Origin of the sequence: Arcicella sp. BE140 (assembly GCF_031456255.1) — a bacterium.
GTDB classification, from domain to species: domain Bacteria; phylum Bacteroidota; class Bacteroidia; order Cytophagales; family Spirosomataceae; genus Arcicella; species Arcicella aquatica.
Genome location: NZ_JAVDUE010000006.1, coordinates 118,047 through 131,559, shown reverse-complemented (window position 1 = coordinate 131,559; position 13,513 = coordinate 118,047). Strand labels below are relative to the sequence as shown.

Sequence of the window (13,513 nt, the reverse complement as noted above, 5' to 3'; positions counted from 1 at the left end):
TTACACCGCATCTGCCTTTTCCGATACTAATAATATCATTTTCTGGATGCTTATAGGCAGCAAAATTGTATCCTTCAAATCTCTCTAATCACCTTGACACAACAGAAAGAGGGCAATTGTCAAAATTGTCGCTTGTTATCCAACAAATTAAATTGCCAAATTAGGTTTATCTATAGCAAAGATACAAATAAAAAATTTCGTGCAACCGATTGCATGAAATTTTAAAGAATAAATTGTTATTATTGAAGTTATACTTAGTATTATATAACCTTAAATAGTAGTATCATATTTAAAAAAGGAAAAATAAGCTCACGATTACTTATTATAAATATGGAATCGGTTCAAATTAAATATTGACAGCTATATAAACGTTAGGATTGTGTTTATTAGAGATTCCCGGAAATTGGGAAACTGGTATTGAGCGAAGTTTAATGAATGCTTGAAAATAATAGGAGCATTTAAAAAACACTCCTATTCATGATAATTTATAGCTTTGTTGGATAATTTAATACCCAAAAATGAATCAATCATTTATAAGAGAGAATTTGGAATTCAAAGATTGAACATTTTTATCATAGACTGATAAAATGTATTCTGTAACCTAATCAATGTCTACTATTTTGTATTTACATCTATTCCTCTCCCATCGAATTCTACATAATCAATGCATCTGCTTATTTGTTTAACTAACAAAATAAATAAATCTGTTTTTTTACAAAATATTAAATACTCATAATATTCTGACTTACAGACCATTATCTATTTATTTCAATATTTTATAAAAAATATCCCTTTTCCGAAGGTTACAAAAGGTTTATTGCACTTTCTATACATTTAAAATAACTATTTGTAGTCTAATTATAAATATACACAGTGGGTTATTGTTTTAAAAAATTGCTTAATCGTTTAAACAGTAAATAATGTTTGTATTAAATAGCTAACCATGTTGAACATGAAAAAAGAAAAATAATACCTTGAAAAACAAGCGACTAGTTCGCTGAATAATTTATTATTCCCTCTTATCAGTATTGAAAAACATCCTAAAAAAGGATGCAGGGAAGCTTTTTGCCAAAAAATTAAACAAAAAAGTATGAAGAACATGTTACAAATTAACAAACCATTTTTAACGGCTATTAGAGCGGGTTTTTATCAAATTCCTCTGGCTGTTATTCTTTTAATAACCAACAATGTATATGCCTTAGACGCTAGCAAAAAGTCTGATGTTGCTAAAGTTGTTGCATTATTTGCAGACCATACTGTTACGGGACGAGTAGTGGATTCAGAAAAAGGTGAAGGCTTGCCGGGGGTAAGTATCACTATCAAAGGGAGTGCTAAAGGAGGAACCACAGATGCAAAAGGTAATTTCAGCATTGTGGTACCAAACGACAATGACGTACTAGTGTTTTCTTTTATTGGCTATGCTCGCCAAGAAGTAGCCGTTAATAAACGTACAGTTATTAACGTTAGCTTACTTTCTGACATTCAGGCATTAGATGAAGTCGTTGTGGTGGGTTACGGAACTACTAAGAAAGCAACTTTAACAGGGGCTGTTTCGATGGTAGATGATAAGGCTTTTAAAGATAGGCCTGTACAAAATGCCGCTTTGGCCTTGCAAGGAGAAGTACCGGGATTGGTGATTTCTAGAACGTCTACTCGTCCAGGAAACGAAGGATTAAGTATTAGATTAAGAGGTGAATCATCAGTTACTGGCGTTGACCCTTTAATCATTATTGATGGTGTGCCTGTAATCGGTACTTGGGAATTTAACCAAATCAACCCTAATGATATTGAATCTGTTACAGCGTTGAAAGATGCCTCAGCAGCTATCTATGGTGCAAGGTCAGCGGGTGGTGTAATCTTAGTGAAGACCAAAAGAGGGAAAAGTGGCAAGATGAAAATCAATTATAATACTAATTATAAACTCAATACCATTGGTATGGCTGTGCCTTGGGCTGATATGTCTCAATGGGCTACTATGTACTTAAATGCATCTACGCAAGATAAAGTTGATGCGAATGGCAATCCAGTTGAGTGGTTTCCACAGTGGACGAAAGAAAACCTTTTGAAAATGCAAACCGATCAAGTCGTTGACTATGTCAACCCAACAAATGGTGAGATTGTGAGGTATGCTAATAATAACTGGTTGAACGAATTGTATGGTTCTGCTTATTCATCTCAGCATAATTTAAGTTTGAGTGGTTCTTCAGATAAAACTTCTTATATGTTGTCTTTGGGATATGCAAATAACAAATCATTATTAAAAACGGCCTATGATGGAGAAAAGAAATACAATTTGAGATTCAATTACGATTATTTTATTTCTGACAAAATAAAATTAGAGACAGGTGTTTCATTTGATAGCAGGATTGTAGAAAGTCCAAGAAATGGGATTGGTAATGGTTTTTTTGATGCTCCTATCTTCCCAACCTATAATAAAAATGGAGATTATTATGATATTTATGGTTACAGAAACCCAATCGCTTTTACAAAAAGCGGTGGAACGGTTTCCAATAACGATGCCATTGCCCGCTTGAATACTACTTTAACAGCAGAAATTGTAAAAGGATTAAATTTAATAGGAAGTGCTGCGCTTGTAAAAAGAAATACAGAGAAGACAGAGTACAATCAAACGTTTAGATTTTATAACTGGATAGGCGATAAAATAATGTCAACGCAATATCCCAAGCCTGGTATTACTGAAACAATTGGTACTACTTTGTATCAAAATTATGGCGCTTTTTTAGATTATAAACATACTTTTGGGAAAGACCATAATTTCGGTATCATGGTGGGTAATACGGCAGAGTTAACTGAAAATAAGACCATTGTAGCAGGAAGAGATAACTTACAATTTCCCGGATTGTATGATTTGAACACCGCTTATTCCTCAGACCCAACTACTGGCTTAAATGTTCAAAGTAATTCAGGGGGTTCAAACCACGTCGGTTTGGTTTCTTATATTAGCCGTGCTAATTATAACTATAAGCAAAAATATTTATTAGAAGTATTGGGGCGTAGAGATGGCTCGTCACGTTTTCACCCCGATTTCAGATGGGCTAATTTCTATGGAATTTCTGGGGGTTGGGTACTTACTCAAGAGAAGTTTATGGAAAAAATCAAAGGGATTAGTATTTTAAAAATCAGAGGAAGCTATGGAGAAACTGGTGGACAAGCCAATATTGGTAACTATGATTATATCTCTGCAGTAACTACAACGGGAACAGCTTTATTCGGACAAACGCCTTCGCTTCAAGGTACTGCCAGTGCTGCCAGCTCTATTAGTTTGACAAGAACTTGGGAAAGAATGGTGAATAAAAACATCGGGATTGATATTGCTTTATTACAAAATAAATTAACAGCAACTTTTGATGTATTTGAGAAAAGAAATATTGGTATGTTAATCGATATTACTTATCCGCAGATATATGGTGCGACAGCGCCAAAATCTAATAGTGGAGAGTTGAAAACATCAGGATGGGAATTCTCAATGAATTGGAAAGCAAGTGCTGGTGAAGTTAAATACAACATTGGTTTTCAATTAAGTGATAATCAAACAAACCTGATATCGATGCAAGGAAAAGATACTTGGGGAGCTGGCAAAATAGCACTTCGTCAAGGGTATCCTCTTAACGCTTTGTTTGTCTATAAAACAGCAGGATATTTCACAAACAATGATGATGTAAATGCCTATTATGCCAAATACGGTGGTTTTGATAACTTATCAGCCATGACTGGTGCAACGACTAGATTGCGTCCTGGAGATTTAAAAATCGTTGATTTAGATGGGAATAATAAAATAAGTGCCACTGGTGATGGTAAACCGGGCAGTGGTGATGTGTATTATTATGGTGATGCTAACCCTCACTATACGTTTGGGCTCAATTTAGGATTACAGTGGAGAGGTCTTGATTTCTCTGCATTTATTCAAGGAGTAGGTCAGCAAAATATTCTTAGATCTGGAAATGCTAGAGCACCATTTTTCAGAAACTACCTGAACGTAAACACCACTTACATTGGCAAAACTTGGACGCCAGAAAATCCAAATGCTGAATTTCCTAGAATATCATTTGATGCCACAAGAAATAACTGGAACTGGCAAACCAATGATGTAAATATTCAAAATTTGCAGTATGCTCGTTTAAAAGCCTTGGTGATAGGATATACTTTACCAAAACAGGTATCAAATAAAATAAAATCGGATAGAATAAGAGTCTATTTCTCAGGAAACGATTTGTTTGAAATTACATCAGTAAAAGATGGTTTTGACCCAGAAAGAGGAGAAAGTTCAGATAGCAGTTATCCATTTGCTAGAACGTGGTCATTAGGTCTAGATATTTCTTTTTAACAACAACGCAATTACAAAATTATGAAATCAAGATATTTTTTAGTTCAGCTATTCGCTTTAGTTAGTTTAATGCTGACATCATGCGAAGATAAGTTTTTAAATCTTGCCCCGTTGGATCAAGCAACAGAGTCTATTTATTTCACCAAAGCTACTGATTTTAAGGCCGCTGCCAATGGTTTTTATAATCAAATGATTGGCTTTCGCCCTACCAATAGTAGCAATATTTATGATTTCATGGATGTTGGCTCAGACTTGTCGGCATCTACTTCCCTATTAGGACAAGGTGCGAATGCTATTCCGACAACAGATATTTATTGGAAGAATTCTTATTCTTATATTCGTTCTAATTGCTATCTAATCCAAAAAGGAGCGGAATATAAGGGCAATCAAGCTGAAATCAAGCAGTACATTTCAGCAGCTTATTTTTTTAGGGCTTGGCAATATTTTTTCTTATTGAAAAGATATGGTGGCGTTCCTATCGTTACAAAAGTATTGGATTTGAATGATGATATTTTGTATGGTGCCAGAAATACACGGTATGAAGTAGTAGCTCAGATTTTAAGTGATTTAGACATGGCCATTGCGGGTCTTCCTACTGAGGCTAATATTGCCGTAATTGATAAAGGACAAGTTAGTCAACAAGCGGCTAAATCGCTTAAAGCTAGGGTATTATTACACGAAGCTACTTGGGAAAAATATGTAGGCGAAAGTACCGATTTAGTGACGGGACAAAAGCCAGCGGATAAAACAACGGCTTACCTTACTGAAGCGGCAGACTTAGCATATCAGGTAATGACGGATAATACTTATCAGTTATTCAATGGTTTAGATAGCTTAAGCTATTATTACTTGTTTATTCTGGAAGATGGATTATCAAATCCTAAAGGATTGACCAAGGCTAGCAATAAAGAATTTATTCTAAAAAGCTCTTATGACTATACGTTGCTACAAGGAAATGCAAACTTATCCCATACTTTAGGTGGATTAATTGCTCCTAACCGCAAAATGATGGATATGTATTTGTGTAAAGATGGATTACCATACACAGTATCCCCACTAGCAAAAGGTTATTACGGCATAGCGGATGAATTTGTAAATAGAGATGCAAGACTGAACAATTTTGTACCAAAGCCTGGGCAAAAATATTGGGGACGTGGCACAAGTACAGGAGCTGATTATACTAAGGCAAATTATACTACCCTGAATAATTGGCCAACAGTTATCACTCCGTTTTATCCAAACTTGACTCTTAGTGCGTCAGATGCAGGTTATGGGAACAGAAAGTTTATCACAGAACATCCTAACAGACAGGATTATCAAGAATCTTATGATTACCCTCAAATTCGTTTGGCTGAATTGTATTTGATTTATGCGGAAGCGAAATGTGAGTTAGGCGGTGGTAAAATCTCAGATGCGGATTTGAATATTTCCATCAATAAAATTAGAGCCAGAGCTTATGTGGCACCATTAACCAATGCCTTGATTGCTCCTTATCCAAGTTTGAACATGCTAGGCGAAATCAGAAGAGAGAGAGCCTTAGAATTATATGCAGAAAATTTCCGTTTTGATGATTTGAGACGTTGGGGAATAGCAGAAGCTGAATTGAATAAACCTATTTTAGGCAGAGTGGTATCATATAATGGCAAGCCTACAGAAATAACAACTTTCGTCAGTCCTGTTACTAAACTTCCTATTTATAAGGCAAGTGTTTATACTTTCGGCGTAGATGCCTCTGGAGCATTAATCATTGATCCACTTTCTAATAGAAAATTCACGAAAAAACATTATTTGTTACCGATTCCTACTGACCAATTGCTTTTGAATTCAAATTTAAAGCAAAATCCAGGGTGGTAATTGTTTCACTCTTTAAATGCTTGAAATATGGGACGATGCTGATTCGTCCTATATTTCAAACCTAACAACTTCTAGCCATTCTTATTATTCCATTTACGCTACTACTTCCTTGATTCAGGTAGTATTACCTCGTTATGAGCAATTACTACCAAAAATAAAGGCTGAAAGATTAATGGGATTAAACGATAATACTAAAATTAACCTTTAACAAAACAGTACTATGAAAAAGTATTACTCAAATTTTATATTTGGATTGTTGTTACTGATTTTTGTGACTCAGCATCAACTTAAAGCCCAAAAGACATTTGTACATCCCGGTATTCCATTTACCCAGTACGATTTGAATCAACTGAAAGCCAACATTACCCAAGAGCCTTGGCTGACAGGTTATAATGCCTTGAAGAATGATTATCGTTCTCAACTTTCATTCGCTATGCGGGGGCCATTTGCAAATGTTACGAGGTCTCCAGATTTAAACAATAGTGCATGGAAAATAGACATGGTGGCTATCCATAACCTTACGTTTATGTATGTTTTTACGGGGGATGCAGCTTATGCTGCCAAAGCCACTCAGATACTAGACGCTTGGGCTGTTACCAATACTACGTGGGGTGGTGGCGAAAATATGCTCGATATTGGCGATTATGCCCCGTATTTTATCACAGCAGCAGATATTTTAAAGAGTACTTATTCGGGTTGGACGGCCGACAATACGGCACACGTAAATAATTATTTTGCGAATGTACTCTATCCAGCTTCGTGGGTTCCTAATCCGCTTAGGGATTGTAATAAAGGGGCTATCCAACTGCAAATTGCATTGGGTATTGCAGCATTTTTGGATGACGAAGTAAAGTGGAATCAAGCGATTGAATCGTATCGTATGGAAGCAGGTGCTGGCTTACGCAACAGTATTCCTTCTGGTCAGGTTGGCGATACGGGTAGAGACGACCACTGGTTTGGACAGGCTTGGGCATTGGCTTGGGATGGTGAAGTGGCTTTTAAACAAGGCAATGATATGTTTGCAGAAATGAATAATCGTTTGTTAGCGATTGGCGAGTTATATAATCATTATGCCATTGACCCTACTGGACTAACATTCACGCCTTATGGTGGTTATTCTGTTTATTGGACTTCAGGCTGGGGAATTGCTACAGGGTCTCGTAAACAGCACCCATTCAATAATATCATCCAAGGTGCTTATTCCCTTCGTAAAGGCATTCCTACTCCTTATACAGACCAGATGAGAGCGCTAGTCGGCGAAGGGGCTTGGTCATTCTTATACTTGAAGTCATCGGATAATTCAACAGCTACTCCAATGACACCGATTGTTTATCCTTCTGAAAGTGCTGTTCCTTCAAGTTATTTTAGTAATACTGATATTGGTGTGACTGGCATCAAAGGAAGTGTTAATCACAATGCAGGAACATGGACAGTGAAAGGAGCAGGAACAGCACCCGCAAATTCAAGTAATTTCACCTTCAAACCTGTGAAAGGAGACGTTGCCATCGTTGCTAAAATTGAGAATAATTCTGTAGCGAACGCTGTATCAGGCTTAATGATTCGTGAATCACTATCAACTACCTCTAATTACGTATCCATCAACTTTAATCCCCCAGGAACTATCAATGTAAGTGGTGTAGGAGCAACTGCCGCCAACAGTGGTTATACTCATTACAGTACTAGTTCATCATGGTGGCTCAAATTAGAGCGTGTTGGAAACAGAGTGTTTGCCTATCACTCACACGATGGTGTAACATGGACAAACATTGCTTTGTTTATCATTCCACTGCCTACGGATACTTATATTGGTTTCTATACTGCCTCAAAAAATACTTCTGCTTTAAACACAGCAACTTTTACTAATGTAGCAGTCAACAATACTTTTGCTGTTGGGTCTCCTGAAATTAATAGTACTACTTCGGCAGTAGCAACGGTGGGAACAGCCTTTAATTTTAATGTGACTGCTGTAGGAACACCTACCACTTTTGCGGCAACAGGCTTACCTACGGGGCTAAGCATCAATGCAACAACTGGTGCAATTATTGGAACACCAACAACTGTTGGTAAAAGTGTAGTACTTTTAGAAGCGACTAATGCGAGTGGAACAGGAAAGGCTGCATTAGTGATTGATGTGATTAGCAATCAAGCACCTATTGCCATTAATAGCTTGGCCGTCAATTCTGCTAACTCTTCTATCAAACTTACATGGACGGCAACCGATAATGCCACGAGTTATTCGGTAAAACGTTCTTTAACGTCGGGCGGACCTTATACTACTATTCAAGCAAATATTACGGGAACTTCATTTACAGACCCCTCACCTGCTTATGAAGTTAATAATTATTATGTGGTAACGGCTTTGGTTGGGGAAAACGAAAGTGCCGTATCTAATGAAGTTTTTGGTTCAGTTCCTCCTGCTGTACCAACGAATGTGGTGGCGACAAACCAAAATGGGCAAGTAAATTTAACATGGGATAGTGCTGACGGAGCATCAACGTATAAAGTAAAGCGTGCGACTATCAGTGGTGGGCCTTATACAGAAATTGCTTCTGTTGCTACCAATACCTATACCGATAATAATGTTACGAACGGCACGGCGTATTACTACGTTATCACTTCAAAAGGCACTAATTTAGAAAGTGGTATTTCATCAGAAGTATTCGGGAATCCAGGTACCAATAGCTTAACTTGGAACGAAACGCCAACGAGTAATACATTCAACGTTTCTGCTAACTGGTTAGAAAATGTTGTTCCAATAAATCCAGCGATTTTAACTTTTAAAGATACAGAAACCAATACTCTGAGCAATGATTTAACAGGATTGGTGGCTTCAAGAATACTCTTTGCTAATGATGCTGTGAATTATACCATTGCTGGAAATGGCATCACGTTAAAGAGTGATTTGGTGAATAATTCTTCACAGAGTCAGGTATTGACAATGCCTATTAATGTAGACGGACAATTAAACGTGAACGCCAAAAATAATAGTATTGAACTTAGTGGCGTAGTGAGCGGTACAGGTAGCTTGCTAAAAACAGGAAGTTCGGCACTTGTGATGTCAGGTGCAAATACTTATACTGGTAATACTATCATTCGTGGAACTAAAGGGTATGCTTGGGGTTCTACTGACGGTATTCAAGTGCTAGGCATCGGTACTGGCACTTCGGGTTCTCCTATTAATGGACCTTTGGGTACTGGCAAAATCATCTTAGAAGGGGGAGCTTTATACACAGGTACAAATGTAAATCCTGCTACTTTATACAACGACATTGAAGTAACAGCTGGAAACACTGGATACTTTTATGAACGTCAAGGACATTTGAATTTGTACGGGCGACTTTTGGGAAGTGGTACATTCATCAATGATGGTTCTGATAATTATGCAACCATCAGCCTTTACGGAAATAACAGCAGTTTTACAGGAACATTCATTACTAAATTACGCAGTGGAAATCATCGTATGGCATTTATGGTGCCAGAATCTGGAAGCGCTAATGCTGCATGGTTATTGGATGCCGTCGGAGTAGATTGTCACAGAATTATGTATAGTTCAGGAGCACTTGAATTTGGCTCATTGTCGGGTAGAGGTGGTATTCGTTGTAATGTTGCTGGAACTCCTATTATCAGAATTGGCGCTTTGAATACAAATACTAACTTTAGCGGTACAATAGCCAATGCGGCAGGAACATTATCGGTTGAAAAAGTAGGTACTGGTACTTTGACCTTCTCTGGAAATAGTACTTTTGGAGGAACAACCACCATATTAAACGGAACGTTTTTATTGAATAACAGCAATACAACAGGTACATACAGTAGTCAAATTATTGCTAAAAGTGGTTCATTCGGTGGAACTGGCAAAAGTACAGCCGTTGTAACAATTGGTACGAATGATGGAACTGGAGCTTTATTAGTACCAGGAACAGACGGAACAATTGGTACTTTTACAACAAGTGCACTCCTTGCGTTAAACAGTGATGCAACGTATAAGGTTGACATCAATAACGTAGCCGTCTCTTCCGATAAAGTTATTGTCGGGAATGCACAACTAAATCAGGCTAAATTGGTGATAAACAATGTTGTTACAGGAACAATACCTTTAGGTTCAATATTCACTATTTTGGATAATACGGGTACTAGTGCCATCATAGGAACCTTCAAAGATTTACCAGAAATGGCCTTGGTAAATGTTGGTGGCTATAATTTCCGTATTACTTATAAAGGAGGGACAGGGAATGATATTCAATTATTGGATAATCGTGCTACTTATACCAATAGTACTATTACTGGGGTATATTATATCAAAATAGCTGGGTCAGATTCTTTGCTGACAAAAAACACATCAAGCAATAGCCTGACTTTTGGAACACTAAACTCTGATAAAAATTTGCAACGTTGGAGAGTTACCAAAGAAACAAACGGCAGATATAAGATTTCATCATTCGGCGATGCTCCTAGTGGATATAATAACCATATCGATGAGAATGCGCAATTCGGAACGGAAGTTTATGATTCCACGCTACATACGATGAACATCTACCGCAATGGTATTAGATACGCCATTCAGAAAACTGGGAATGGAGGATACTGGTATGTCGACAGAGATACCGTTCGAGCACAACAAGGAAATGCCTATAGTAATGTCCCTTATTCTTTTCCATTTGAATTAGTATTGGATATTTATTATCCTCTTGATGCCAAACTTGATGAAGCTAAAGCAATTAGAGATGCTGCTCAAACCTCTACAACGCAAGAGGTAGGAAAGTATCCTGTAGATGCCAAGCAGACTTTTAGTAATGTCATTGCTACTACGTTAGCTCGCTATAACACTTTGGTAACGGCCGACCAAGTAAATGCTGAAATACTCATTTTAACAAATGCTATAAATGAGTTTAAAAAGACGATTTATTATAGCACAAATCTGTTAGCGAATGGTAATTATTTTATCAAGATTCCTAATACTGAATCTTACTGGACTAAAAACACTACAAATGTTCCCGTTTTTGAAGCATTGAATACTGATAGGACAAACCAAATTTGGAATATTACGAAGCAGTCTAATGGTCGATACAAAATAACGCATGAGAGTGCACCAAATAGTACCTATCTAAACTATATCAATGAAGGCGCTCAGTTTGGGAAAAACGTATATGATGCTACTTGGAATACGATGAGTGTGTATTTTAATGGTACTACTTACGCCATTCAAAAAGCACAAAAAGCTGGCTATGGATATTGGTATATCAATGAGGCCAATATACTGTCGACATCGTCTACGACGTCATCCCCTCCTACCTCATTCCCTATTTTGCTAATTCCTGTGGCTAGTTTGCAAGTTATTACTTTTAACCCTTTGCAAACTAAAACAGTTGGTGATGTTGATTTTGATGGTGGAGCAACAGTAAATTCGGGTTTACCTGTAGCTTATACAAGCAGCAATCTATCTGTAGCAACAATTGTAAATGGCAAAATCCATATTGTTGGCGCTGGAACAACAAATATCACAGCCACACAAGTTGGAAATGCAACATACACCGCAGCAACACCTGTGACACAGACGTTAACAGTGTTGAAAAGAAGCCAAAGTATTACCTTCAATGCTTTAGCAAATAAATATGTTGGTGATGAAGACTTTGAAACTGGAGCTATTACTAGTTCAAATTTGACGGTTGTTTATACCAGTTCAAATCCAACAGTAGCTACAATTGTAAGCGGTAAAATCCATATTATCGGTGCTGGCACGACTACGATTACGGCTTCACAAGCTGGCAATGCAACATATTTGTCTGCAACGCCTGTGACTCAGAGTTTGATAGTTTTAAAGAAATCCCAAAGCATCACTTTCGCTAACATTCCTAATAAGATTCTAGGTGATGCTGATTTTGAAGGTGGAGCGGTGGCTAGTTCTAATTTGGGCATTTCTTATACAAGTTCAAATCCTGCTGTCGCCACTATCGTTAACGGTAAAATTCATTTAGTAGGTACAGGAACAAGTACGATTACTGCTTCACAAAATGGTAATCAGATTTATAACCCTGCTATCGATGTTACTCAGACTTTAACAGTTATCGCGACTCTGAAAGTAAAATACCAAGATGGGGATAATAATCTGACGAATAATCAAATTAAACCTAACTTGATTGTTTACAATGAGGGTACTAGCACTATTCCTTACAATGAACTGACGCTTCGCTACTGGGTGACTCCTGAAAACTATGCTGGTATAAATACTTGGATTGATTATGCACAACTTGGGAATGGCAATGTAAAAATGAAGTACGTCGCTTTGTCTAGCCCAAGAAACGGTGCTTTCGGATACATAGAATATAGTTTTGAAGCTAGTGCTGGAAACCTAGTTGCTGGGGGTAACTCTGGACAAATACAATCAAGATTCGCAAATAGTAATTGGAGCAATCTTGCTGAAGGTGATGATTATTCTTACACTAATTCAAGCGTTTATGCTTATAACGAACATATTACGATGTATCGCAATGGCGTGTTGGTTTGGGGTGTTGAACCTGTTACTGTGCCATCTAGCGTTAATTTAAAGGTATATACTGAAACGAAAGCTAGTGCTACGACGAACACGATTAGTACTTATCTGAAAATTAACAACGAAGGAAATGTACCCGTAGCCTATGGAGATGTAAAAGTAAGGTATTGGTTTACAAAGGAAGGCACTGCTAACCTGAATTATTACTTAGACTATGCGGCCTTAGGAAATGCTAATATTGAATCTGGATTTGTAACATTGAACCCTGTTCAAACAGGTGCGAATACTTATTTGCAGTTGGGTGTAAAAGCAAGTTTAGGCACTTTCTATCCATCAAGCAGTACTGGTAATATTCAGTATAGAATAGGCAAGACGGACTGGTCGAATTTTAATCAAGCAGATGACTATTCATTCAATATCAACACAACAATGACGCTGAATGATAAAGTGACAGTGTATTACCAAGGTCAATTGATTTATGGTACAGAACCATCAGTAATTGCTAACGGTAGAATTTCGGCAGACAAAGAGGAATCGTCATCTGGTTTAGAGGCTATTATGTTAGGGAATCCTATTGCAGGTGATAGAGGTGAAGTATTAATCAAAGGAACAAAAGGTTTGCCGCTTACCATTTCTTTGACAAATATTAATGGACTTCAAGTATTGAGCCATTCAATAGAACAACCTAGTGATACAGAGCAATTTGTATTTCCAGTAAACAATCTTAGCAGTGGGGTATATCTTTTGAAAGTTGTCAATGAATTTCAAGCTGTTGTTATTAAAGTAATTAAATAGCACCTAATCAATAAATAGATTAATAAAAG

General features: G+C 37.1%; 4 protein-coding genes. All 4 read left to right on the top strand.

All coding sequences use genetic code 11. The annotated features are described in order from the left end of the window. Nucleotides 1-1,099 precede the first annotated feature (1,099 nt). Genes J2Y60_RS11145 through J2Y60_RS11130 form a run of 4 tightly spaced genes read left to right on the top strand, consistent with a single transcriptional unit; the run spans nucleotide 1,100 to nucleotide 13,484 of the window. The gene (locus J2Y60_RS11145) at nucleotides 1,100-4,345 is read left to right on the top strand and encodes a TonB-dependent receptor (protein ID WP_309917795.1); all 3,246 of its coding nucleotides are present in this window, start codon (nucleotides 1,100-1,102) and stop codon (nucleotides 4,343-4,345) included. A gap of 21 nt (nucleotides 4,346-4,366) precedes the next feature. Continuing rightward, nucleotides 4,367-6,199 carry a RagB/SusD family nutrient uptake outer membrane protein gene (locus J2Y60_RS11140; RefSeq protein ID WP_309917798.1) on the top strand — a complete coding sequence of 611 codons (1,833 nt, stop codon included), beginning with the start codon at nucleotides 4,367-4,369 and terminating at the stop codon, nucleotides 6,197-6,199. A 16-nt stretch (nucleotides 6,200-6,215) separates the two neighbouring features. Then, on the top strand, nucleotides 6,216-6,407 hold the full coding sequence (locus tag J2Y60_RS11135) for a hypothetical protein (protein ID WP_309917801.1): 192 nt from the start codon (nucleotides 6,216-6,218) through the stop codon (nucleotides 6,405-6,407). Between the two features lie 12 nt (nucleotides 6,408-6,419). Further along, entirely contained in the window at nucleotides 6,420-13,484 is a 7,065-nt protein-coding gene (locus J2Y60_RS11130) for a cellulose binding domain-containing protein (protein WP_309917803.1), read from the top strand. The last annotated feature ends 29 nt before the right edge of the window (nucleotides 13,485-13,513 follow it).

What these genes read in the sequence shown, in the direction of transcription:
- J2Y60_RS11140 (WP_309917798.1), top strand. Translation starts at nt 4,367, where the DNA reads ATGAAATCAAGATATTTTTTAGTTCAGCTATTCGCTTTAGTTAGTTTA.
- J2Y60_RS11135 (WP_309917801.1), top strand. Translation starts at nt 6,216, where the DNA reads ATGCTTGAAATATGGGACGATGCTGATTCGTCCTATATTTCAAACCTA.
- J2Y60_RS11145 (WP_309917795.1), top strand. Translation starts at nt 1,100, where the DNA reads ATGTTACAAATTAACAAACCATTTTTAACGGCTATTAGAGCGGGTTTT.
- J2Y60_RS11130 (WP_309917803.1), top strand. Translation starts at nt 6,420, where the DNA reads ATGAAAAAGTATTACTCAAATTTTATATTTGGATTGTTGTTACTGATT.